Source organism: Aquisalimonas sp. APHAB1-3 (genome assembly GCF_048323695.1).
Classification (GTDB): domain Bacteria; phylum Pseudomonadota; class Gammaproteobacteria; order Nitrococcales; family Aquisalimonadaceae; genus Aquisalimonas.
The window spans coordinates 685,246-707,278 of record NZ_JBLWFT010000001.1 but is presented as its reverse complement, the minus strand read 5'-3'; the positions used below and the strand labels follow the sequence as shown (position 1 = coordinate 707,278).

At 66.7% G+C, this 22,033-nt stretch carries 21 protein-coding genes; 8 read left to right on the top strand and 13 right to left on the bottom strand.

Going from position 1 to position 22,033, the window contains the following annotated elements:
- The first annotated feature begins 19 nt into the window (after positions 1-19).
- A complete protein-coding gene (locus ACNSTU_RS03265; RefSeq protein WP_290633083.1) occupies positions 20-1,201 on the top strand; it encodes a vWA domain-containing protein in 1,182 nt (393 codons plus the stop codon).
- 9 nt (positions 1,202-1,210) lie between these two features.
- Here the strand turns inward: ACNSTU_RS03265 and ACNSTU_RS03260 are convergent, their stop codons facing one another.
- Complete coding sequence (locus ACNSTU_RS03260; RefSeq protein ID WP_418212088.1) at positions 1,211-2,305, bottom strand: patatin-like phospholipase family protein; 1,095 nt, start codon at positions 2,303-2,305, stop codon at positions 1,211-1,213.
- Between the two features lie 73 nt (positions 2,306-2,378).
- On the opposite strand from ACNSTU_RS03260, the gene ACNSTU_RS03255 reads away from it, so the two are divergent.
- Complete coding sequence (locus ACNSTU_RS03255) at positions 2,379-2,855, top strand: FAS1-like dehydratase domain-containing protein (RefSeq protein ID WP_290633077.1); 477 nt, start codon at positions 2,379-2,381, stop codon at positions 2,853-2,855.
- Positions 2,852-3,307 (top strand): MaoC/PaaZ C-terminal domain-containing protein, encoded by a 456-nt coding sequence (locus tag ACNSTU_RS03250; RefSeq protein ID WP_290633075.1) that lies wholly within the window; start codon positions 2,852-2,854, stop codon positions 3,305-3,307. Before ACNSTU_RS03255 ends, ACNSTU_RS03250 begins: the two co-directional genes overlap by 4 nt.
- A 13-nt stretch (positions 3,308-3,320) precedes the next feature.
- Here the strand turns inward: ACNSTU_RS03250 and ACNSTU_RS03245 are convergent, their stop codons facing one another.
- The 3 genes from ACNSTU_RS03245 to ACNSTU_RS03235 form a co-directional block, all read right to left on the bottom strand.
- Entirely contained in the window at positions 3,321-3,719 is a 399-nt protein-coding gene (locus tag ACNSTU_RS03245) for a hypothetical protein (protein WP_290633073.1), read from the bottom strand.
- A 99-nt stretch (positions 3,720-3,818) separates the two neighbouring features.
- The gene (locus tag ACNSTU_RS03240; RefSeq protein ID WP_290637938.1) at positions 3,819-4,394 is read right to left on the bottom strand and encodes an ACP phosphodiesterase; all 576 of its coding nucleotides are present in this window, start codon (positions 4,392-4,394) and stop codon (positions 3,819-3,821) included.
- 51 nt (positions 4,395-4,445) lie between these two features.
- Positions 4,446-5,729 (bottom strand): DEAD/DEAH box helicase, encoded by a 1,284-nt coding sequence (locus ACNSTU_RS03235; protein WP_418212087.1) that lies wholly within the window; start codon positions 5,727-5,729, stop codon positions 4,446-4,448.
- A 129-nt stretch (positions 5,730-5,858) separates the two neighbouring features.
- On the opposite strand from ACNSTU_RS03235, the gene ACNSTU_RS03230 reads away from it, so the two are divergent.
- Genes ACNSTU_RS03230 through ACNSTU_RS03220 form a run of 3 tightly spaced genes read left to right on the top strand, consistent with a single transcriptional unit; the run spans position 5,859 to position 7,537 of the window.
- Entirely contained in the window at positions 5,859-6,218 is a 360-nt protein-coding gene (locus tag ACNSTU_RS03230) for a DsrE family protein (protein ID WP_290633067.1), read from the top strand.
- Between the two features lie 30 nt (positions 6,219-6,248).
- Complete coding sequence (locus tag ACNSTU_RS03225; RefSeq protein WP_290633064.1) at positions 6,249-6,800, top strand: hypoxanthine-guanine phosphoribosyltransferase; 552 nt, start codon at positions 6,249-6,251, stop codon at positions 6,798-6,800.
- Positions 6,800-7,537, top strand: a complete 738-nt coding sequence (locus ACNSTU_RS03220; RefSeq protein WP_290633062.1) for an S-methyl-5'-thioinosine phosphorylase — start codon at positions 6,800-6,802, stop codon at positions 7,535-7,537. The genes ACNSTU_RS03225 and ACNSTU_RS03220 overlap by 1 nt, the downstream gene beginning before the upstream one ends.
- 11 nt (positions 7,538-7,548) lie before the next feature.
- Here ACNSTU_RS03220 and ACNSTU_RS03215 read toward each other — a convergent pair whose 3' ends face one another.
- Genes ACNSTU_RS03215 through ACNSTU_RS03205 form a run of 3 tightly spaced genes read right to left on the bottom strand, consistent with a single transcriptional unit; the run spans position 7,549 to position 11,621 of the window.
- On the bottom strand, positions 7,549-9,444 hold the full coding sequence (locus tag ACNSTU_RS03215) for an ATP-binding cassette domain-containing protein (RefSeq protein ID WP_290633060.1): 1,896 nt from the start codon (positions 9,442-9,444) through the stop codon (positions 7,549-7,551).
- Positions 9,445-9,489: 45 nt separating this feature from the next.
- Positions 9,490-9,717: a SlyX family protein gene (locus ACNSTU_RS03210; RefSeq protein WP_290633058.1), complete on the bottom strand. Its 228-nt coding sequence runs from the start codon at positions 9,715-9,717 to the stop codon at positions 9,490-9,492.
- On the bottom strand, positions 9,714-11,621 hold the full coding sequence (locus ACNSTU_RS03205; RefSeq protein ID WP_418212086.1) for an ATP-binding cassette domain-containing protein: 1,908 nt from the start codon (positions 11,619-11,621) through the stop codon (positions 9,714-9,716). Before ACNSTU_RS03205 ends, ACNSTU_RS03210 begins: the two co-directional genes overlap by 4 nt.
- 141 nt (positions 11,622-11,762) lie before the next feature.
- On the opposite strand from ACNSTU_RS03205, the gene ACNSTU_RS03200 reads away from it, so the two are divergent.
- The gene (locus tag ACNSTU_RS03200; protein ID WP_418212085.1) at positions 11,763-13,793 is read left to right on the top strand and encodes an FAD-dependent oxidoreductase; all 2,031 of its coding nucleotides are present in this window, start codon (positions 11,763-11,765) and stop codon (positions 13,791-13,793) included.
- A gap of 20 nt (positions 13,794-13,813) precedes the next feature.
- Here the strand turns inward: ACNSTU_RS03200 and ACNSTU_RS03195 are convergent, their stop codons facing one another.
- On the bottom strand, positions 13,814-15,802 hold the full coding sequence (locus ACNSTU_RS03195; RefSeq protein WP_290633052.1) for a methyl-accepting chemotaxis protein: 1,989 nt from the start codon (positions 15,800-15,802) through the stop codon (positions 13,814-13,816).
- Positions 15,803-15,898: 96 nt separating this feature from the next.
- A complete protein-coding gene (locus ACNSTU_RS03190) occupies positions 15,899-16,555 on the bottom strand; it encodes a hypothetical protein (RefSeq protein ID WP_290633050.1) in 657 nt (218 codons plus the stop codon).
- A gap of 105 nt (positions 16,556-16,660) precedes the next feature.
- Here ACNSTU_RS03190 and recQ point away from each other — a divergent pair, with 105 nt between their 5' ends.
- Positions 16,661-18,511, top strand: a complete 1,851-nt coding sequence (gene recQ / locus ACNSTU_RS03185; RefSeq protein ID WP_418212157.1) for a DNA helicase RecQ — start codon at positions 16,661-16,663, stop codon at positions 18,509-18,511.
- Between the two features lie 18 nt (positions 18,512-18,529).
- Here recQ and ACNSTU_RS03180 read toward each other — a convergent pair whose 3' ends face one another.
- The 4 genes from ACNSTU_RS03180 to ACNSTU_RS03165 are packed head-to-tail and all read right to left on the bottom strand — an operon-like array spanning position 18,530 to position 21,990.
- The gene (locus ACNSTU_RS03180; RefSeq protein WP_290637059.1) at positions 18,530-19,132 is read right to left on the bottom strand and encodes an ABC-type transport auxiliary lipoprotein family protein; all 603 of its coding nucleotides are present in this window, start codon (positions 19,130-19,132) and stop codon (positions 18,530-18,532) included.
- A 14-nt stretch (positions 19,133-19,146) separates the two neighbouring features.
- On the bottom strand, positions 19,147-20,067 hold the full coding sequence (locus ACNSTU_RS03175; RefSeq protein WP_418212084.1) for an MlaD family protein: 921 nt from the start codon (positions 20,065-20,067) through the stop codon (positions 19,147-19,149).
- Positions 20,068-20,083: 16 nt separating this feature from the next.
- A complete protein-coding gene (locus ACNSTU_RS03170) occupies positions 20,084-20,872 on the bottom strand; it encodes an ABC transporter ATP-binding protein (RefSeq protein WP_290637057.1) in 789 nt (262 codons plus the stop codon).
- On the bottom strand, positions 20,869-21,990 hold the full coding sequence (locus ACNSTU_RS03165) for an MlaE family ABC transporter permease (RefSeq protein WP_290637056.1): 1,122 nt from the start codon (positions 21,988-21,990) through the stop codon (positions 20,869-20,871). Before ACNSTU_RS03165 ends, ACNSTU_RS03170 begins: the two co-directional genes overlap by 4 nt.
- Positions 21,991-22,033 lie beyond the last annotated feature (43 nt).

The following is a 22,033-nucleotide window of genomic DNA, read 5'->3' as shown; positions in this document are numbered from 1 at the left end:
GGCGGGAGAGGGCAGCAGGATGCTCATCGACTTCTTCTTCGAGCTGCGCAAGGCGGGCCTGAAGGTCACGCTGACCGAGTACCTGACGCTGATCGAGGCGCTGGACAAGCGGCTCGCGGTGTGCAGCGTGGACGATTTCTACTTCCTGGCCCGTGGCATCATGGTCAAGGACGAGACTCTGTTTGATCGCTTTGATCAGGTTTTCGGTAATTATTTTAGTGGCATAGAGAACATTTTTGGGGAAGAGATCGAAGGCGAGATTCCCGAAGAATGGCTCCGCGCCATGGCCGAGCGCCTGCTCACCGAGGAAGAAAAGGAGCAGATCGAGTCCCTCGGCGGCTGGGACGAGCTCATGGAAACCCTCAAGAAGCGGCTCGAAGAGCAGAGCGAGCGACACGAGGGTGGCAACAAGTGGATCGGCACCGGCGGCACGTCACCCTTCGGTGCCAACGGGTACAACCCGGAAGGCATTCGCATCGGCCAGGACAAGTCCCGCCACCGCCGTGCCGTGAAAGTCTGGGACAAGCGCGAGTACCGCAACCTGGACAGCTCCCGGGAAATCGGCACGCGCAACATCAAGATGGCCCTGCGGCGGCTGCGTCAGTTCGCCCGCCAGGGTGCCGATGACGTTCTGGACATGGACGACACCATCCGCTCCACGGCCCGCAACGGCGGCTATCTGGACCTGAAGATGGTCCCGGAGCGGCACAATGCCGCCAAGGTGCTGCTGTTCTTCGATGTGGGCGGCTCCATGGATGACCACATCCGGGTGTGCGAGGAGCTGTTCTCGGCGGCGCAGATGGAGTTCAAGCACCTGGAGTACTTCTATTTCCACAACTTTCTCTACGAAGGTGTGTGGAAGGACAGCCGTCGTCGCCATTCGGAGGTGACCAGCACGTGGGACGTGCTCCATACCTACGGTCACGACTACAAGGTGATCTTTGTCGGCGACGCCACCATGAGTCCCTACGAGATCCTGTATCCGGGGGCCAGCGTGGAACACTGGAACGACGAGGCGGGTGCCACCTGGATGCAGCGAGTGCTGGAGGCTTTCCCCAAGGCGGTGTGGCTCAATCCGGAGCCGGAAAACCGCTGGGATTACACACCCTCCATCAAAATCACCCGGGAGCTGATGGAAGAGCGCATGTACCCGCTGACGCTGGATGGCATGGACGAAGCCATCAAGTACCTAAGTAAGTAGGGTGCCGGGTCAGCGGCCCACGGCGAGGGGTTCGACGCGGCTCCTGATTGCACCGCTGGCCACCGCTTCCATGAAGTCGTCGGCCAGCGCCCGTGTCGCCTCCGAGGCCGTCTGCCAGTGTGCGATGCGGGTGGCGTCGTCACCGGCATAGCGGTAGAAGTCCTTGCGGTTCGGTACCTTGCCTCCGGGCAGTCCGGCGATCCATTCCTCCGTGGGTGCGACCACTAGCACGTTGTCCATGTGCGACCGTTGTGGGCGCCGCCACGGCACAAGCTTGTCGAACCAGCCCGGAACCACGCGCGCCTCGTAGTGCGGAAACAGCACCACGTTGTCGCCAGTGGCGTAGGGGAGGTCCATCTGGTAATCGAGGAGTCCGCCATCCTGGTAGACGCCGGGCCCGGCCCCCGGTATGTCGATTTCGGGTTCCATGACCGTGGGGATGGACCCCGAGGCCAGCAGTGCGCTGGTCAGGTTGTCAGCGGACAGTGGCGTCTCCTGCAGCGGAAATGGCTGCAGCCTGCCCAGCGGCGGGCGTCCGGCGGGGTGGTGGAACAGGACCCGCTCGAAGAAGCTCCCGAGCGTGCGGCGTGCCATCATGTTGGCGAGTCCGGCCCCGGCAAGGCCCGCCGTCAGCGCGTGACGGTTGCGGCTGCCGGTAAGCCCGAGACCGCGGACGGCCATGACGTTCAGCTGCAATGCGGTGTTGCCGAGGATCTCGTCGGCGCCCGTGTGCCCCAGCACTTCGCCAAGAATCCGTCGCGCCTCGCCGCTGATCTCCCGGGAGTCCGGCCTGGTGCTGTACCGCTGTGCCATGTAGGCGTCCTCGAAACGCTGGAAGGCGGCCTCGGGGTCGGCCTGTGCGGCGCAGGCGAACCGCCAGGTGGCAATGGAGGAGCCGATCAGGAATCGGGGTGCGGTGCGGGTGCCCGGCAGCCAGTGGGCGAACAGGGCGCGGTCCAGGTGGTTCAGCGCGAGCCACTTGGGGCCACCCGCGGCGCCGGCAAGGCCGGCGACCTGCGACGGCGCCAGCCCCCCGTCACGAATGCGGGCGAGCGCGCCGGGGCCGGCGAGAAAGCGTAAAACGGGTTGACGAAATTCGGCCATCGGGCAGGCTCTCCGGGAGCGAAACGAGGTGGTATCCTCGTTTCGGGCGACCGGAGCGTCAAGGGGACGGTTGATGACAGAAGTTTTCTGGGAAGACCAGGATGTGGGCGCGATCCGCGAGTTCGGCGACATGGTCGTGGACGAAACCCGAATGCGCGCCTTTGCCGTGGATTACGACCCGCGTCCAGTGACGCTGGGGGAAGCGGCCCAGTGGCCCGAGATGCACGATCAGCGGCCGGTGGCCAGTGATCTCCACGTCTCCGGCCTGTGCATGCGCATGATGGTGGATCACATCCTGCTGCGGAGCAGCTCTCTCGGGTCTCCGGGTATCCAGCGGCTGCGCTGGCTTGGCCCCGTGTTCGCGGGGGACCGCCTGTCCGTGCGGCAGGCGGTGCTCAGCAAGCAGCGGCACCCCCGCCGCGGTGATGTGGGCTTCATCAACAACCGTACCGAGGTGCTCAATCAGCACGGACGACTGGTCATGTTCATGGAGTCGGCGGGGATGTTCCGCCTGCGTGAGCCGCTGCCCGTTCCGGAGGAGGACGCATGAGCACTCGTTACTTTGATGCCTTTGAGCACGGCGAGTCCGGCGTCACCGGCACGTTCGGTGTTACAGAGTCCGACGTGGTCGGTTTCGCGGGCCAGTACGACCCGCAGCCCTTCCACCTGGACGATGCGGCCGCCCGGGACACCCTGTTCGGCCGGCTCGCTGCCTCTGGCTGGCACACCACGGCGATTGCCAACCGTCTCCTGGTGAACGACTGGCTGCACGATGCGGCCATCGCGGGTGCCGAGGGGTTCGACAACCTGCGCTGGCGGCGGCCCGTGTATCCCGGGGATGTGCTGCGCTGCCGGTATGCGGTGACAGACCGGCGCTCGAGCCCGGATCCGCGCTTCGGTGTGCTGAGCGTCGACGTGGGCGTCCTGAATCAGGACGACGTAACGGTCATGAGCATGAAGTGGTTGCCCTGGATTGCCCGGGAGCCGCAAACGGCGGAGTGAATGCGGGGCGGTACTACAGGCGGCCGACCCAGGTATCGCCTTCACGCTCGAACGTGATGGCGCGCTCCAGCTCGCTCCCGTCGCCAAAGCGCAGCCGGCCTTCCACACGGACCACATCCTCGGACGTCTCGTCGCCGCCGTTGTCGATGATGACTTCGTCCAGCCCGCCGTGGCTTTCCATGTGCGTTTCCACGGCGTCCGCGTACGTGTAATAAGCGCCGCCGCGGAACGTGTCGCCGAGGGCCCCCTCCGGTGCGAACGTCTCCAGCGCCGTCTCGCGCTCCCCCTGGCTGAGCTGGACGAAGAAGTGCTCGTAGGCGCCGCCCGGGGTATCCGGACCGCTGGATGTGTCACACGCGGCGAGGAGCAGGGCGGCGGCGGCCGCAAGCGCGATGCGCAGAAGATGAGTCATGATTCCACCTCACGGGGCACCGGTCGTGTCTGCAGGCAGCCATCCATGGATGGTTCCATGCTGCGCCATTCGGTTGATGGCGTCCAGAGCCTGAAGAGGTCAGCGGGGATGAAGCTCGCGGCGCAGATCGTCCATCAGGCGGTGGAACTGCTCCTCCAGAGCGCCGTACTCCCGCCGCAGCAGCGGCAGCGTGTCGCCCAGCCCCGGATCACGGCGCATGCGCATGGCGATGCGCTCCAGTGCCATGCTGATGATCTCCAGGTCGCCGTAGCTGCTGAGCCAGTCGTCCCGGATCATGCGCTCCATCATCCGTTCGCCGCCAGCAGGCCACAGTGCCCGGGTACGCTCCAGGCTGCCGTAGGCGTTGTCGAGGAACCGCGGCAGCGGCGTGCTGGCGTAATCATCCCAGTGACGGACGAGAAAATGGTCATTGACCATGTCCAGAATGATGCCGGCGGCGCGGCGGCGGTCCGGCCCCAGGTATGAGCGGGCGACGGCAGTGGCGGGGTGTCGGTCGGAGACGCTGTCCACGAAGCGGTGACGTCGGGCGCCGTCCAGCACGCGATCGGGGAGGGTGTGATGCTCGAGACGGCCCTTGATCCAGTCACCGGCGAGGTTGCCCAGGCGGTGGTGGTCGTCGGCGTCGGAGAGATAGAGGTGGGCGAGGTAATTCACGGGGGCCACCTGGCGGCGTGCGGGGTGACCGCACACCGCCTGTTGCCGGAATCAGCCGCTGGCGGAGTTGCGCCGCCGTGGGCCGCCGCGGCCGCCCTGGCCGGAGCCGGATTTCTTCGGCCCGCTGCGTGAACCGGCAGGGCGCTTCTGCTTCACCGGCGGTTTCGGTTCCACCAGCATCTCCGGCGTGACGATCTCGGACGGAATCTTCTGCTCGATGTACGCCTCGATGTCGGGCAGCGAGTAGACGTACTGATCACACGCCAGGCTGATGGCGTCGCCGCTGGCGCCGGCGCGGGCGGTGCGGCCGATGCGGTGCACGTAATCCTCGGCTTCCTGGGGGAGGTCGAAGTTGATCACGTGGCTTACGGCCGGGATGTGCAGCCCGCGTGCCGCCACGTCGGTGGCCACCAGAATGGGTAGGTCGCCGCTCTGGAAGCGTTTGAGCAACTGCTCGCGCTTGTTCTGCGGGATATCTCCGGAAATCACCTGGCCGTCGTAGCCGTTGCCCTGGAGGTAGCCCACCACGTCGTCCGCCGTGCGTTTGGTATTGACGAACACGATGGTGCGCTCGGGCGTGTGTTCCTTGAAGATGCCCAGCAGCAGCGGGATCTTGTCTTCCTTGGGCACGTGGTAGAGCTTCTGCGTGACGTTGTCCGCGGTGACCTGCTCGGTCTCAATGCGCACGATCTCGGGGTCGTTCATGTGCTCGTACGCCAGTTCCATCACCCGGTGAGAGAGGGTGGCGGAGTAGAGCATGTTGATGCGTTTGCTCGGCGGCGGCATCTTGCGCAGTAGGTAGCGGATGTCGTCGATGAAGCCCAGGTCGAACATGCGGTCGGCTTCATCCAGCACCACCACCTCGATGTTCTTGAGGCTGAACACGCGCTGCTTGAAGAAATCGATGATGCGCCCGGGCGTGCCGATGATGATGTCGGCCTCGTCCTCAAGCGCCTTGCGCTGGCTCTCGTAACCGGTGCCGCCATACACGGCGACGCACTTCAGTCCGGTAAACCGCCCGAGCAGCTCGGCATCCTTGTGGATCTGGATGGCCAGTTCGCGGGTCGGCGCCAGCACGATGGCCCAGGGCCCGCGCTTGTCTTCCTCCACCGGCGTTTCCATGAGGTGGTGCATGGCGGCGAGGAGGAAGGCCGCGGACTTGCCCGTTCCGGTCTGAGCCTGGCCGGCAACGTCCCGACCCTTCATCGCCAGGGGCAGGGTTGCCGCCTGGATCGGCGTGCAGTGCGTGAACGCGGTTTCGTCGAGGCTGTCCTGGAGGCTGGGGCTCAGCGCCAGGGACTTGAGTGTAACGTCTGTCATGTGGTCATTTTCCATGGCCGGAGAGGGTAACTGAAAACACGCGCTTTGTCGCGTGTTTCCGGCGCTGCGAGGGGCGCCGTGGCATGGCCCGGCGAGGCCGGTTGGTGTATGGTTTCGGCCTTTGAAGGTCAGGTGACTCCGGGCATGGCCCAACGTCTCTTTATCGTTCTGCTGAATACGCCGCTGGAGAACGCTTCGGCACCCCTGGCGCAGGCCGCCGTTGCGGCCGCCATGGGCACGCAAACGGATGTGGTTTTCACCGGCGATTCCGGGGCCATCGCCGTCGAGGGGGCAGCGGCAGCTCAACCGGCAGCCGACGGGTCCGGCCGGTCGCTGCATGCGCTCATAGCCGACGCCGCCGAGGCCGGGGTGACATTCCGGATCTGTTCTCCTGCGGTGGCGCGCTTCGGCGAAGCGCTCATCCCCGAGATCCGGGAGGTGGTCGGCGCGGCCTGGCTGGCAGCCCGGGTGATGGAGCCCGACACGGTAACCCTGACCTACTGAGACACTCCAGTGACTGAACGAGGACTCCCCATGAAGCACCATGAGGTCCGGGCCGCCCTTGAGGGCGCCGAGCGGATTCACGACGGCGCTGCCGTGGAAGCGGCATTGGCCCGCATGGCGGCGGAGATCACCGCGGACATGGCCGACGATCTCCCTCTGGTTCTGTGCGTCATGATCGGCGGCCTGGTGCCCGCCGGTCGCCTGCTGCCGCTGATGAACTTCCCGCTGGAAGTGGACTACGTCCATGCCACCCGCTACCGGGGAGAGACGTCCGGCGGGCATCTGCACTGGGTCGCCAGGCCGCATACACCGCTGAAGGACCGCACCGTGCTGATCATCGACGACATCCTCGATGAAGGTCGCACCCTGGCCGCCCTGCAGGACTATTGCGCGGAAGAGGGCGCGGAGCATGTGCGCACTGCCGTACTGGTGCGCAAGGACCACGACCGCTGCCTGCCCCAGGTCCGGGCCGACTACATCGGCCTGAACGTGGACGACCGTTACGTGTTCGGCGCTGGCATGGACTACCACGGCGTGTTGCGTAACGTGGACGGCATTTACGCGATCCGCGAGGAGGACTAATGGCTGTCGCGATCATTGGCGGAACCGGCCTGACTCGGCTCGATCACCTTGAGATTACCCACCGGGAGGTGGTGCACACTCCCTTCGGCGAGCCGTCGGGCCCGATCACCCACGGTATTCTGCACGGGCGGGAGGTGCTGTTTCTGGCCCGTCACGGTTACGGCCACACGATCCCGCCGCACCGGGTGAACTACCGCGCCAATCTCTGGGCGCTGCAGCACCTGGGCGTTGAGCGGTTGTTTGCCGTGGCCGCCGTTGGCGGTATTCACGAGGCCATGCATCCGGGGCGGGTGGGGTTCCCGGATCAGGTGATCGACTACACCTGGGACCGCAAACACACGTTCTTCGAGGACGACCTGACCCACGTCACCCACATTGATTTCACTTATCCGTATGACGATGGCATGCGGCAGTTGCTCATGGCGGCCGCGCGGGAAGTGGACCTGGATGCGGTGGAGGGGGGCACCTACGGGGCCACGCAGGGGCCGCGCCTGGAGACCGCCGCGGAAATCCGGCGCATGAAGCAGGACGGCTGTGACGTGGTGGGCATGACCGGTATGCCGGAGGCCGCCCTGGCCCGGGAGCTGGGGATCGGTTACGCCAGCTGCACCGTAGTGGCGAACTGGGCCGCCGGCCTGGACCCGGCACCGATCACCATGGAGGAGATCGAGCGCCACCTGAACACCGGTATGGAAAACGTCCGGCGGCTGTTCGGGGCGCTCATCCCGAAGCTGTAAGGGCGGGGCCTTCAGCCCTCTTCCAGCTCTTCCCAGCGGTTGTAGGCCTGCTCCAGCTCCTGCTCGAGGGTCTGCAGACGCTGAGTGGTTGCGTTCACCGTGTCCGGATCCTGCTGATAGAACGTCGGGTCCGACAACTGCTTTGAGAGTTCCGACTGCTCCGTCTCCAGCGCCTCGATACGCCCGGGCAGAGCCTCCAGCTCCAGTTTCTCCTTGTAGCTAAGCTTGCGCGCGGGCGAGGGGGGCGCGGCGGTGGCTGATTGTGCCTTGCCCGTGCCCTCGGTGGCCGCTGCCGGGCGCGTATCCGGTTTCACTGGTTCCGGGCGCTGGCGCAGCCAGTCGGAATAGCCGCCGATATACTCCCGCAACGCGCCGTCCGGGTCGAAGGCGAAGGTGCTGGTGACCACGTTGTCCAGAAACTCGCGGTCGTGGCTGACCAGCAGCACGGTGCCGTCAAACCCCATCACCTGCTGCTCCAGCAGGTCCAGGGTCTCCAGGTCCAGGTCGTTGGTGGGCTCGTCCAGGACCAGTACGTTCGCCGGCCGGGTGAACAATCGCGCCAGCAGCAGGCGGCTGCGCTCGCCGCCGGACAGGGATGAGACCGGTACCCGGGTGCGGGAGGGCTCGAACAGGAAGTCCTGCAGGTAGCCCACAACGTGCTTCTCCTGGCCGTTGATGCGCACCGTCTCGCGTCCGCCGCCGACGGTGTCCCGGACCGTTGCATTCGGGTCCAGGCTCTCCCGGAGCTGGTCGAACCAGGCCACTTCCAGGCTCGTGCCCCAGCGGATCGAACCCGCCGACGGCTGCAGGTCGCCCAGCAGCACCCGCAGCAGGGTTGTCTTGCCGCAGCCGTTGGGGCCGATCAGGCCGATCTTGTCACCGCGCTGGATGGTGGTGGAGAAGTCGCGGAAGAGCGGCTCGCCATCGTACGCCGCGGCGAGCTGCTCGGTCTCGATCACCAGCTTGCCCGAGCGCTCCGCACTCTGGGCTTCAATGCGCGCCGTGCCGGAACGCTCCCGGCGCTGGCGGCGCTCCTCCCGCATGGCCTTCAGGGCGCGCACCCGGCCCTCGTTGCGGGTGCGGCGCGCCTTGATGCCCTGGCGGATCCACGCCTCTTCCTGCGCCAGCTTCTTGTCGAACCGGTCCTGCTCTTTCTGCTCGGCCTCCAGTGCGGCCTCCCGGCGCTCCAGGTACTTGTCGTAGTTGCCCGGCCAGCTGGTGAGCTGCCCGCGATCCAGCTCCAGAATGCGGGTGGCCAGCCGGCGCAGGAAGGCGCGGTCGTGGGTGATGAACAGCACCGTGCCGCTGTAGCCGAGCAGCATGCGCTCCAGGCGGTCCACGGAGTCGATGTCCAGGTGATTGGTGGGCTCGTCCAGGAGCAGGATGTCCGGCTCGTTCACCAGCGCCCTGGCCAGCAGGACCCGGCGTCGCCGGCCACCGGAGAGCGCATCGAACGGCTGATCGCCGTCCAGCTCCAGGCGGCTGAGCACGGCGTCCACGCTGGAGGCCAGCTGCCAACCGCCGTGGGCTTCGATTTCCTGCTGCAGGGCGTCGAACTCGTCGGTGACGGCGTCGTCGCCCGCCGCGACCCGCGCACTGAGAGTGTTCCAGCGCTGCAGGGTGGTGCCGATGCTGCCCAGACCTTCCGCAACCACGTCCCGGACGGAGCGCTCGCCGAGACCGGGGACGTCCTGCTCCATGCGTGCGATGCGCAGGGTGTCCCGGCCCATGACGCGGCCGCTGTCGGGTTCCTGGGTGCCCTCGATGACCTTCATCAGGGTGGACTTGCCGGTGCCGTTGCGGCCGAGCAGACAGATGCGCTCGCCGGACTGGAGCTCCAGGTTGACCCGGTCCAGTACCGGCGGGCCGCTGAATGCCAGCGAGATATCCTGTAATTGCAGTAGCACTGCGCCTCCGAAGCCGCCGTGTGGCGGGTTGCGGGTGAAACGGGTTCAGTAGTGTGGCGGCGGGGGCTCCGGGGCCTCGCCGCCGCCACCGTCGTCGGAGCGCTGCTCTTCGATACCGCGCAGCCGGCGATGAAGCTGCTGGATCTGCTCCTGCTGCTGGTCGATGATCTTCTGCTGGCGCAGCAGGCTCTCCGTCAGGGTGTCGATGGCGTCGTCCTGGTGCGTCAGGCGGATCTCCAGATCGGCCAGCCGCTCGTCCACGGGGTCACTCATGCCGGGTCTTCCTCGCTTTCGGCCTGTTCCAGGCGCTCCATGGCGTCCATCCAGTCGGCTTCCCGTCGCTCCATGTCCCGTCGCAGGCGCGTCTGCTCGTCCAGCAATTCCTGCAGACGGCTCTCTCCACCATCCTCGTAGAGCGTAGGATCGGCGAGCGCCGCCTCCACGTCTTGCACTCGGGTGGACAGCCGTTCCACGTCGGCCTCCAGCCGCTTGACCTCTTTGCGCAGCGGCTGCAGCTGCTTGCGGCGCTCCGCGGCGCGCTGGCGCTGCTCCTTGCGGTTGCCGCTGCGCTCGTCCCCGTTTCCGGCTGCCGCCGGGGCACCGGCGGTGCGGCGCTCGGCCAGCCAGCGGGAGTAATCGTCCAGGTCGCCGTCGAAGGCCCGGGCTCGCCCGTCGGCGACCAGTAGCAGTCGGTCGGTGGTGCTGCGCAGCAGGTGGCGATCGTGTGCGATCACCACCAGCGCGCCGGCGTAATCCTGCAGTGCCATGGTCAGCGCGTGGCGCATGTCCAGGTCCAGATGGTTGGTGGGCTCGTCCAGCAGCAGCAGGTTGGGGCGCTGGTATACCAGCATGGCCAGAACCAGCCGCGCCTTCTCGCCGCCGGAGAACGGCGCCACCGGCGACAGCGCCATGTCACCACTGAAGCCGAATCCGCCCAGGTATTTGCGCAGCTCCAGCTCCTTCGCCTTTTCATCCAGTCGTTGCAGATGAACCACTGGCGAGGCCCTGGGGTCGAGCTGCTCCAGCTGGTGCTGGGCGAAGTAGCCGATGCGCAGCTGGTGCGCCGGCTCCCGGCTGCCCCGAAGCAGGGGCTGCTCGCCGGCCAGCAGGCGGATCAGCGTTGATTTGCCCGCGCCGTTGGGGCCGAGTATCCCGAGCCGGTCCCCCGGCGCCAGTGCCAGGTTGATGCCATCGACAACGGGTGTGTCACCGTACCCGGTGCTGGCGTTGTCGAGTGTCAGCAGGGGCCGCGGCAGGTGCGGTGGCTCCCGGAACGCGAACTGGAAAGGCGAATCGACGTGAGCGGGACTGAGCGCTTCCATCCGCTCCAGAGTCTTGACCCGGCTCTGAGCCTGGCGCGCCTTGGTCGCCTGGGCGCGGAAGCGGTCGACGAAACGCTGGATGCGCTGGATTTCCGCCTGCTGGCGCTCATAGGCGGCCTGCTGCTGCGCCAAGCGCTCCGCGCGCTGGCGCTCGAAGTCGGAATAGTTCCCGGTATAGCTGTGGACGGTCTGCTGCTCCAGGTGGAGGATCCGCTGGGTGACGGCGTCCAGGAAGTCGCGGTCATGGGCGATGAGCAACAGCGTCCCGGCGTAGTTCCGCAGCCAGTCCTGCAGCCACAGCACGGCATCCAGGTCCAGGTGGTTGGTGGGCTCGTCCAGCAGCAGCAGGTCCGAGCGGCACATCAGTGCGCGCGCCAGATTCAGCCGCATGCGCCAGCCGCCGGAGAAACGCGAGACCGGCGTGTCCTCGTCGTCCGGGCCAAAGCCGAGACCGTGCATGAGGGCCCCCGCACGCGCACGGGCACTGTAACCGCCGATGCTCTCGATGCGGCCGTGGAGGGTGGCGATGCGTTCGCCCTGGTCCGCGGCCTCGGCGTCGCGCAGTTGCGATTCGATGTCCCGCAGTTCGCCGTCGCCGTCCATGACGAACTCGACGGCGGGGCGCTCGGTGGCGTCGGTTTCCTGGGCCACGTGTGCCATGACCAGCCCGGGCGGCAGCGTGCACTCGCCGGCATCGGGCTGGAGTTCACCGCGAATGAGGGCGAACAGACTCGATTTGCCGGTGCCGTTGGCGCCGACCAGGCCGACGCGTTCGCCGGGGCGCACGATGGCGGTGGCATCGCGAAGCAGCGCTTCGGTTCCGCGGCGCAGGGTGAGATTGACCAGATTCAGCATGGCGCGAAGTGTACCAGTCAGGGGGCCGCGAGGCATGCCGTCGTCGCAGGTGTCCGGGGTGTTCAATACGGTACCGAATGGTTACAGTCTGAAGCCCGGGGCAGGCCCTCCTGCCGATGAACGACGAACTGGAAAGCGCTTATGTCCACATATTACCCCAACCTCATGCAGCCGCTGGATCTCGGCTTCACGCAGCTGCGCAACCGCGTGCTGATGGGGTCCATGCACACTGGGCTGGAAGACCGCCGGCGGGATTACGAGAAACTGGCGGTCTATTTCGCCGAGCGGGCGCGGGGGCAGGCCGGGCTGATCGTCACCGGGGGCATTGCGCCGAATCTCACCGGCTGGCTGGCGCCGTTCTCGTCGAAGCTCACCGCACGGCACGAAACGGGCCGACACCGTCTGGTGACGGATGCGGTCCACGACGAGGGCGGCAAGGTCTGCATGCAGATCCTGCACGCCGGTCGCTACAGCTACCATCCGCTCAGCGTCGCGCCGTCGGCGATCAAGGCGCCGATCAACCCGTTCAAGCCTCGCGCCCTCAGCCGGTGGGGAATCGAGCGGCAGATCGATGCGTTCGTCCGGTGCGCGGTGCTGGCGCGGGAGGCCGGTTACGACGGCGTCGAGATCATGGGGTCCGAGGGGTATCTGATCAATCAGTTCGTGGCGCCCCGCACGAACCACCGTACCGACGAATGGGGCGGCAGCTTCGAGAACCGCGCGCGGTTCCCGCTGGAGATCGTGCGTCGCGTGCGCGAAGCGGTGGGGTACGACTTCATCATCATCTACCGGCTGTCCATGCTCGACCTGGTGGAGGGCGGCAGCACCTGGGATGAAGTTGTGCGCCTGGGGCAGGGGGTCGAGGCGGCCGGCGCCACCCTGATCAACACGGGGATCGGCTGGCACGAGGCGCGGGTGCCCACCATCCAGACCAGCGTCCCGCGCGGCGCGTTCACCGGGGTGACGGCGGCATTGCGCGGTGCGCTGCAGGTGCCACTGGTGACAGTCAACCGCATCAACATGCCGGCGAACGCCGAGCAGATTCTGGCCCGGGGCGATGCGGACATGGTCTCCATGGCGCGGCCGTTCCTGGCCGATCCGGACTGGGTGGAGAAGGCGGCGGCGGGGCGTGATGCCGAGATCAATACCTGCATCGCCTGCAATCAGGCGTGTCTGGACCACGTCTTCCAGCAGCGCCGCGCCAGTTGCCTGGTCAACCCTCGGGCCTGTTACGAGACCGAGCTGAATTACATACCCACCAGACAGCCGAAGCGGGTCGCCGTGGTGGGCGCCGGCCCGGCGGGGCTGTCGTGCGCCACGGTGCTTGCTGAGCGCGGGCATGAAGTGAGCCTGTTCGATGCCGCCGACAGCATCGGTGGCCAGTTCAACATGGCCAAGCGGATCCCCGGGAAAGAGGAGTTCCACGAGACGCTGCGCTACTTCGAGAACCGCATTGCGCTCACCGGTGTGCATCTTCAGACGGGGCAGCGCATCACACCGGAGCACCTCATGCGCGAGGACTTTGACGCGGTGGTCCTCGCCACCGGCGTGACACCACGCATGCCCGACATTCCCGGCCTGGACCATCCCAAGGTCGTGAGCTACGTGGATGTGCTTCTCAACGGCCACGAGGTCGGCGACCGCCTGGCGGTCATGGGAGCCGGGGGCATCGGCTTCGATGTGAGCGAGTATCTCAGCCACGGCCAGACCAGACCCAGCGAGAGTGTCACCGACTTCTTCCGGGAATGGGGGGTGGACGGCAGCTTCCGTGCCCGCGGCGGCATCGAGGGTGTGGAGGCGGCGCCGGAGCCGTCGGCTCGCACCATCTACCTGCTGCAGCGCAAGGACGAGAAGCTCGGCAAGCGGCTCGGCAAGACCACTGGCTGGATCCACCGCACCAGCCTGCGCAATAAGGGTGTGGAGATGCTCGGCGGGGTGACCTACGAGCGCATCGACGATGCCGGGCTCCACATTCGGGTTGGTGACGAGTCCCGCGTGCTGGATGTGGACACGGTGGTCGTCTGTACCGGCCAGGAGTCACAGCGGAGCCTACAGCGGCCCCTGGAGAACAGCGGCCTGGCGGTGCACCTGATCGGCGGCAGTAACGTGGCCGCCGAGCTGGACGCCAAGCGCGCCATTGATGAGGGCGCGCGCCTGGCCGCACGTCTTTAGCGACTCGGCGGTCCCGGGGGTTACACCCGGAACTGCCCGACGAGTTTCTGCAGCCGGTCGCTGAGAGCGGTCAGGTCGCGGGCCGCCTCTTCGGTCTGGTTGGCATCGCCCGCGGTGTGGTCCACCACCTCCCGGATGGTGGTGATGTTGCGGTTGATGTCTTCCGCCGTGGCGGTCTGCTCCTCGGCGGCGCTGGCAATCTGTGCGTTCATGTCGTTCATGGTGGCGACGCCGCTGGTGATTGACTCCAGCGCTTCGCCGGTCTCGTTGGCCTTTTGCTCCGTATCGCGGGCGCTGTCCCGGCTGCGCTCCATGACCGAGACCGCCTCCTGCGTGCCGTTCTGCAGTTCCTCGATGATGCGCTGAATCTCCACGGTGGATTCCTGGGTGCGCTGGGCGAGGGTGCGGACCTCGTCGGCGACCACCGCGAAACCGCGGCCCTGGTCGCCGGCCCGTGCCGCCTCGATGGCCGCGTTCAGGGCCAGCAGGTTGGTCTGCTCGGCGATGCCGCGGATGACGTCCAGTACGGTGCCGATATTCTCGCTCTTGGCGCGCAGCTCGTTCATCGCCTCGGCGCTGCGCTCCACCTCGGTGGCCAGGGTCTTGATCGCCGTGGCGGTGTCGCTGACAACACTCTGCCCGCGCTTGGCCGCCTGGTCGGAGTCTCGTGCCGACTCCGCGGCCTGACTGGCGTTGCGGGCGATTTCCTGGGCAGTGGCCGTCATCTCGTTCATGGCGGTGACCACCTGGTCGGTTTCCTCCTTCTGCTTGTTGGCCCCTTCCGTGGTTCTGCGGGTGATCGAATCCAGCGTGCCGGCGGCGTCGCCGAGCTGGCGGCTGTCGCTGGAGATCTGCTGTACGAGCGCCTGCAGGGTCTCCATCAGCTGGTTGAAGTTGTGCCCCAGTTCGCCCACTTCGTCCCGGGTGGTGACGTCGACCCGCCGGGTCAGGTCGCCGTTTCCGTTGGTCATCTCGTGGACCATGTCGTTGATGGTCCGGTTGGTCGCCAGCAGCGGTCGCAGGATGCCGCGGCTGATGAGCCAGGCCGCGCCGATGCCTGCAAGGATCGCCACCACCGTGAGCACGGTGACCAGTCGCGTGGCCTGGGCCGAATCGGCGGTGGCCTGGTCGGCGATGCCGCGCAGATCGTCGAAGAGCGTCGTCTGCACCGCATTGGCGTCCTCCACCAGCAGCGGGCCGTTGACCTCCATGTTGTTCTCGATGGCTGTCTGGCGCTCGTTGGTGCCGTCAACAATGGTGAGGAACGCCTCTTGGTACGCCTCCATGTGCGCCAGGGCCGTCTCTGCCATTTCCTCCTCCCGGGCGTCGATGATCTCGGCGATGAGCTGCTCAAGGGCAGTCACCGACTCGGCGATCGCGGCCACCGCAGGCTCTTCCAGCTCGGAAGAGGGGCGGAACAGGTACTGCTGGGCCGCGAGCCGGGCCTGCATCAGGGAGCGCAGGGCCTGGGCGGCGTTGTTTGCGGTGAATGCATCACCCGCCTGGTAGGAGGTGTCGAGGATTTCGGAGATCTGTTCCTCGGCGCTTGGGCCGTGGGCGTTCAGCTCGTCCTCGACCAGGGTCTGCATCTGTCGCATGTTTTCGACAACATCCTGCCTGAACCCTTCGGTGAAGGCTCGGCCGCGCTCCTCGATGCTTGCGAGCATCTCCTGCGCGTCACCCGGCGGCAGACTGGCCTCGGCCTCGTCGAGGGCCTGTCGGAACTCTTCGTTGCGTTCCTCGAACTCGGCGATGGATGCGCCGTCCTGATAGAACAGGAAGTCGTTGGCGGCCAGTCGCTGCTGGAAGGCGCTACGCATCAGCGTGGTCGCCGAGCCGGTGCCGGGCGCGAGATCGTCGGCGATATGGCTGACCTGCCGGTCGAGTGTGGTGAACTGCCCGATGGAGACGAGGCCGATGATGATCAGTAGCGCACCAATCAGTGCGGGGGCCGCAAGGCTTTTGGCCATCAACCCGAGGGAGTTGACGCGTCCGAGTCGTTTCATCATGAGCCGTTATCCCGTTCTGTCCCGTTTGTCTGCAATGCTCCTGTTAGCGGGTAACGGCGGCTCGGGACGGAACTTGAGAGTTAGCGGCTTTCGAAGCTAGCGCCAGTCGCCGGTGATCCTTCGGGTGTCTTCGTCCACCGGCCGCGCGAGCAGGCCAGTCTGGCTGACACGGACGCGGTAGCGGGCGCCGTCTTCCATGGGCAGGTAGGTGGCGCTGCCGTAAACGGCGTCTACCCAAGGCATGAGGCGATCGTGCTCGCGGGCGATGCGCCACAGGTCGACGCCCTCGTCGCGACCCATGGCGTGGACGCTGCGTTCGCCGCCGCGCTCCTGGCCGATGTCGCTGTAACGCCCGCTCAGCCGCTCCAGGCGGTAATGGCTGTCCAGCCCTGCGAGCACGGCAGGCCCCTGCCACTTGAGCATGCGCGCGTCGAGCTGCCATTCGTCGCCGCGGATACGGTAGCGTTCGACCACGGGCGAGTCCGGATAGCGCAGGGTGGCGGTGTAGAGCTGGTCCCCTTCGCGGGTGAACTCGATTTCCAGGACGTCACGCTCCTGGGTGAGGCGGTCGTAAGTGTGCAGGTTGGCACCGACCGCGCCGACCGTCAGCCCCGACGCCACCAGCAGGGTGCCGAGCAGGCAGTGTCCGCAGCCGTTGGCAAGGCGCAGCCGGCACAGTCGAACCACACCGACCAGGAGCAGCAGTGCGCCGATGCCGCCGGCGACCAGGGCCGCGATGCTGGTGTACGCCATTGTGGGAGTTCCTCCTGATCCATCCGGCGGGTGTGCCGCGGGACTTTCGGTTACCACGTCAACTCACTATCCTACAGGCCGTTTCATTGTCAGCGGGAGTCGGTCATCGACACGGTCAACCCTACAGCGGATGCGTCGCCGGAGCCCCAGGCCATTCTGCGGGGCGTGTTCGGGTATGACAGCTTCCGGCCAATGCAGGAGCAGGTGGTCAATCATGTGACCGCCGGCGGCGACGCCCTGGTGCTCATGCCCACCGGCGGCGGCAAGTCCCTGTGTTATCAGATTCCGGCGCTGGTGCGTGACGGCACGGGAGTCGTCATCTCGCCGCTGATCGCACTCATGGATGATCAGGTCGCCGCGCTGGTGCAGAGCGGTGTCAATGCCGCCTGCCTGCACTCGGGTCTGGAGTTCGAGCAGGTGCGCGCTGTTGAGCAGCAGTTGCTGGAGGGCACCCTGGACCTGCTCTACGTGGCGCCGGAGCGGTTGCTGACACAGCGCATGCAGCAACTCCTCCGTCAGGCGCGGCCGGCGCTTTTCGCCATTGACGAAGCCCACTGCGTGTCCCAGTGGGGCCACGATTTCCGGCCGGAGTACATGCAGCTTGCGGTGCTTGGTGAGCAGTGGCCGGACGTGCCGCGCGTGGCGCTGACGGCAACGGCGGATCCGCGCACCCGGGAGGAGATCCTCCAGCGGCTGGCCATGCCGGGCGCGGAGCGCTTCGTCTCCAGTTTCGATCGCCCCAACATCCGCTACCGGGTCGCCGAGAAGCGCAATGCCCGACAGCAGCTCAAGGCGTTTCTCGAGCGGGAGCAGACGGGCCATTCCGGCATCGTCTACTGCCTGTCCCGGCGCAAGGTGGACAGCCTGGCCGAATGGCTGCAGCAGCAGGGCTGGACGGCGCTGCCGTATCACGCCGGACTCTCCGCGGAGGAGCGACGGCGCAACCAGGAGCGGTTTCTCGCCGAGGATGGCGTCATTGTCGTCGCCACCATCGCCTTCGGCATGGGCATCGACAAGCCGGACGTGCGGTTCGTCGCTCACCTGGATCTGCCGCGCAGCCTGGAGGCGTACTACCAGGAAACCGGCCGTGCCGGTCGCGACGGCCTGCCGGCGGAGGCCTGGATGGTCTACGGCCTCCAGGATGTCATTCTCGTGCGCCAGCAGATTGAATCCTCGGGCGCCGATGCCCAGCGCCGCCAGGTGGAGCGCGGCAAACTCGAAGACATGCTGGCGTTCTGCGAGCGCCTTCACTGCCGGCGTCAGGCGCTGCTCAGTCATTTCGGCGAGACGGACCATGCGCCCTGCGGCAACTGCGACACCTGCCTGGAACCGCCGGAGAGCTGGGATGCCACCGAGGACGCGCGCAAGGCGCTGTCCTGTGTCTGGCGTACCGGGCAGCGCTACGGCGTGACCTATCTCGTCGAGGTCCTGCAGGGGGATGACTCGGAGCGCATTCGCCAGAACGGCCATGACCGCCTGACCACCTGGGGAATTGGGGCGCACCTGGATGCGTCGCAGTGGAAGGCGCTGTTTCGCCAGCTCGTCGCGCTCGGTCTGCTGACCGTGGATGCCGAGGGCTACGGCGCCCTGCAGCTCACGGAGGCGTGTCGCCCGGTGCTCCGTGGCGAGCAGTCGCTGACGCTGCGGCGTGACCGGCGTGACCGGCGTGACCGGCGTCAGCGCAAGGCGGATCGTCGCCGACTCCCCGGCGAAGGCCTGATGGATGAGGCGAGCCACGACCTGTGGGAGGCGTTGCGCGGATGCCGCCGGCGGCTTGCGCAGGAGCAGGGCATCCCGCCCTACATGATCTTTCATGACAGTACGCTGATGGAGATGGTCCAGGCCCGGCCGGAGAGCCTTGATGCGCTTGCCGCGGTCAGTGGCGTCGGCGAGCGCAAGCTGGAGCGCTACGGCGCGGACTTCCTGGAGGCGATCCGCAGCGTGGTCACCGCCTGAGCGAGGGCAGGGGCCGGATTACTGCCGCTGGCTGTCGATCCAGTCCACCATGTCCTGCAGCACTGTCGCCAGGGCGGCGTTGACCGCCACCACACCCGCCTCCGGGGTGGCTTCCGCACTGTTTTCCGCCGCCTGGAACCGGCGCGTGCCCACCACCCGGCTTTCTTGCAGATCCACCACACGAGCGCGCAGCTCCACGCGAGCGCGGCCAAGGTCCCGGTCACGGAAGTCGTGCTCCAGTGCCAGAAGCTCCGTTTCGAGCCGGTAATGAGCCGGCGCCGTGGTGCTGGACGAGAGCACGGTCCCGAAAAGCCCGGCCTCTTCGAAGGCCGCAACAAGGCGTGGGTGCAGGAGTCGGCCGGGGTCATCCGCCCAGCGGTTGCGCGCGTAGTAGCGCTGCTCGAAATCACTCTGCCGGTACGCCATGTCGGTGCCGGCGAGGGCGGAGACTGCGGTCGGGCGCGCTACGTGAATGGTAGCGTCGATGGGCGAGGCCACGGCGCTCGGCAGCGCGGGGTTGAGATCCCAGGTGCGTCGGGCGTCGTCGGGCGGGGCTTGAAATGTCGCGCATGCTGCCAGCAGCAGCGGCAGCAAAGCGGGTATCAGGCGCTTGCAGATCACGCGTGCCTCCCGTGTCAGTCGGATTCGCCCGGCCCCGGCGGCCGCCGGGGCGCCCCGAAGATCAGCCGGTTGGGGTGTTCGGTCAGCTCGGTGCCAAGGCGCTCGTAGGTGCCGGTCAGCCCTTGCACGTCGAGCAGTAGCTGGTTGATCTGGGGCAGGGTCTCGCGGTCCAGCCGCTGCAGTGCGAGCTCACCGCGTTCGCCGGTCTCGCCGAGCCGCTCTGCGGTATCACCGAAGCGGCGTGCCGTTTCTTCGAACGTCTCCAGAGTACGGTCGATCCGCGCCATGGTCTCCGGTGCACCCGAGAGTACGGTGCGCGTCTCGCGCAGCAACGCCTCGGTTTCGGCGAGTGTTGCGGTGATCTGCTCGGAGTTGGCGGCGAGGGTGCCGCTGATGATCTCCACGTGATCCATGGTGGCCTGCAGCGTCTGCAGATTGTCGTCTGACAGCAGCACCTCCAGTTGTCGCCCGACCCGGTCGATGCTGGCGAGACCGTCTTCCACGGCGGTCTCCAGCCTTGTGCGCAGCGACGGTGCATTGCGCAGCACCGGGTAGGCGTATTCATCCGCCCGGGCGGGCCCGGCGTCGGCGGTGCCCGGCACGAGTTCCAGGTGCCCAAGCCCGGTGAGGCCCTGGCTGCCGAGGCGCACGCGGGTGTCGGCCCGCACGGGTACGTCGCGATCGACGCTGATGAGAATCCGGACATCGCCCTGGTCGTCGATCCCCAGTTCACGCACACGACCCACATCGATGCCCTGGTACTTGACCGTGGAGTTGGTGCCGAGGCCGGTCATGGGCTCGGTGGGCATGACCAGGTAGCGGTTGCCGTCATCACGGGTGACGTCTCCGGCCAGCCAGAGGCCGGCTCCGAGCAGGGCAATGCCGAGGGTGACCACGAAAAGGCCGACGATCGTATAGTTCACGCGGTTGTGCATGCTGCCTCCCGGCCGGTCATCCCTGGTGGGCCGTTCGGACGCCCTGGAAGTAAGCACGGGTGGTTTCATCCGTGCTCTCCAAGAGGGCGTCCATGGTATCCAGTGCCCAGACGCGCCGATGGGCGAGAAACGCCACACGGTCGGTGGCGCGGCGCAGGGATTCCGGATCGTGGGTGATCATGATGACGGTCAGCCCCAGCAGATCCCGGAGTGTGGCGATGCGGTCATCGAATGCGGTGGTGCTGATCGGGTCCAGACCCGACGTGGGTTCGTCCAGAAAAAGCAACTCCGGGTCCAAGGCCAGTGCCCGGGCCAGTGCGGCGCGCTTGACCATGCCGCCGCTGAGGGTGTCCGGGTACTTGTCCGCGGCGTCGGCGGGCAGGCCGGCAAGCCCGATCTTGACGCCGGCGAGCTCGTGGCAGAGATCGTGGTCCAGCCGGGCGTGCTCACGGATCACCATGCTGATGTTCTGGCGCACGGTCAGTCCGGTGAAAAGAGCGCCCTGTTGAAACAGCACCCCCATGCGTTGCCGCAGCGCCTGCAAACGCCGGCCGTGCAGGCGCGTGGCATCCATGCCGAGGATCTCGATGCGACCGGCGGAGGGTGCCTGCAGCAGCATCATCTCCCGCAGCAGGACAGTCTTGCCCGTACCGCTACCGCCCACCAGACCGAGGATCTCGCCCCGCTGGACATCCAGATCAAGATTCTCGTGAATCGTGGTGGTGCCAAAGCGCGTACACAGCCCGCTCACGCGGATGACCGGTGACGATTCCGGGGCTGGTGACGCGATTGCGGGTGCAGTCATAGGTTCAGCATATTGAAGACCACGGAGAAGGCGGCGTCAGCCACGATCACCAGAAAGATTCCCTGGACGACGCTCTTCGTTGTCGCCCGGCCGACGCTCTCGGTGCTGCGTTCCACATGAAATCCATGGTAGCAGGAGACCATAACGATCAGTATGGCAAACACCGGCGCCTTGATGATTCCCACCCAGAAGCTGCTGGTGGCGATGGCTTCGGGCATGCGTTGCAGGAATTCGGCGAAGCCCACGTCAAAGAACAGGGAAGCGACGGTCATGCCCCCGAGCATGCCGAAGACGTTTGCGAAGATGGTCAGCAGCGGCATGACAATCAGCAGTGCCAGCAGCTTGGGCAGCACGAGCATCTCGTAGGGCGTGATGCCGATGACCCGCAACGCATCCACTTCTTCCGTCATGTGCATGGTGCCGATCTGCGCGGTGTAGGCCGACCCCGTCCGTCCGGCGACGATGATGGCCGTCATCAGCGGGGCCATCTCCCGCAGCATCGTCAGGCTGAGCAGGTCCACCAGGAAGATGTTGGCGCCATACTGCTGCAGCGGTGCTCCGCCCTGGTAGGCGATCACCACCCCGGTCAGAAAAATGAGCAGGCCGAGGATGGGGAGCGCGCGCACGCCCCCGTGATCGATCTCGCCGACCACCTCGCGCCAGCGGATGCGGTGGGGCTTCAACAGCTTCGGCGCGGTGTCCATGGCGACGGCTCCCACGAATGCGAGAAACGCCGGCGGTCTGCCCAGTAACCCAAGGCTCCGCTCCCCGAGGCGATGCAGGGGATTGTCAGTTGCCTGTGACTCCGGGACCGAGGGCAGACGGTGCTGATCAACCAGCTGCAGCACGGCCTGGTGGTGCGGGGGGATGCCGTCACGGTTCACCGCTTCCCCCCGTGATTCGAGGGCAGCCAGGTGCCGATGCAGACAGAGCGCGCCGGCGGTATCAAGCTCGGTGATGTCGGCGGTCTGCAGGGTCACGGCTCCGGCAATGTCACGGGGCAGGGTGGGCGTGCGCAGTGACAGCCCCTCCCACGTCCAGTCGCCGCGGCAGATCAGGGTAGTGCCGGGGCCGTCCCAGTGCAGTGATGGGGGCGTTCTGGTCTCGTCCGTTGTCATCCTGCCGTATTCCATTGCGTGCGGCTGCATGCACTAGCCATTG

Excerpts from the sequence above, each read along its gene's own strand:
- ACNSTU_RS03265 (WP_290633083.1), top strand. The coding sequence starts at position 20 with ATGCTCATCGACTTCTTCTTCGAGCTGCGCAAGGCGGGCCTGAAGGTC.
- ACNSTU_RS03260 (WP_418212088.1), bottom strand. The coding sequence starts at position 2,305 with ATGGCCGAATTTCGTCAACCCGTTTTACGCTTTCTCGCCGGCCCCGGC.
- ACNSTU_RS03255 (WP_290633077.1), top strand. The coding sequence starts at position 2,379 with ATGACAGAAGTTTTCTGGGAAGACCAGGATGTGGGCGCGATCCGCGAG.
- ACNSTU_RS03250 (WP_290633075.1), top strand. The coding sequence starts at position 2,852 with ATGAGCACTCGTTACTTTGATGCCTTTGAGCACGGCGAGTCCGGCGTC.
- ACNSTU_RS03245 (WP_290633073.1), bottom strand. The coding sequence starts at position 3,719 with ATGACTCATCTTCTGCGCATCGCGCTTGCGGCCGCCGCCGCCCTGCTC.
- ACNSTU_RS03235 (WP_418212087.1), bottom strand. The coding sequence starts at position 5,729 with ATGGAAAATGACCACATGACAGACGTTACACTCAAGTCCCTGGCGCTG.
- ACNSTU_RS03230 (WP_290633067.1), top strand. The coding sequence starts at position 5,859 with ATGGCCCAACGTCTCTTTATCGTTCTGCTGAATACGCCGCTGGAGAAC.
- ACNSTU_RS03225 (WP_290633064.1), top strand. The coding sequence starts at position 6,249 with ATGAAGCACCATGAGGTCCGGGCCGCCCTTGAGGGCGCCGAGCGGATT.
- ACNSTU_RS03220 (WP_290633062.1), top strand. The coding sequence starts at position 6,800 with ATGGCTGTCGCGATCATTGGCGGAACCGGCCTGACTCGGCTCGATCAC.
- ACNSTU_RS03210 (WP_290633058.1), bottom strand. The coding sequence starts at position 9,717 with ATGAGTGACCCCGTGGACGAGCGGCTGGCCGATCTGGAGATCCGCCTG.
- ACNSTU_RS03205 (WP_418212086.1), bottom strand. The coding sequence starts at position 11,621 with ATGCTGAATCTGGTCAATCTCACCCTGCGCCGCGGAACCGAAGCGCTG.
- ACNSTU_RS03200 (WP_418212085.1), top strand. The coding sequence starts at position 11,763 with ATGTCCACATATTACCCCAACCTCATGCAGCCGCTGGATCTCGGCTTC.
- ACNSTU_RS03195 (WP_290633052.1), bottom strand. The coding sequence starts at position 15,802 with ATGATGAAACGACTCGGACGCGTCAACTCCCTCGGGTTGATGGCCAAA.
- ACNSTU_RS03190 (WP_290633050.1), bottom strand. The coding sequence starts at position 16,555 with ATGGCGTACACCAGCATCGCGGCCCTGGTCGCCGGCGGCATCGGCGCA.
- ACNSTU_RS03175 (WP_418212084.1), bottom strand. The coding sequence starts at position 20,067 with ATGCACAACCGCGTGAACTATACGATCGTCGGCCTTTTCGTGGTCACC.
- ACNSTU_RS03170 (WP_290637057.1), bottom strand. The coding sequence starts at position 20,872 with ATGACTGCACCCGCAATCGCGTCACCAGCCCCGGAATCGTCACCGGTC.
- ACNSTU_RS03165 (WP_290637056.1), bottom strand. The coding sequence starts at position 21,990 with ATGACAACGGACGAGACCAGAACGCCCCCATCACTGCACTGGGACGGC.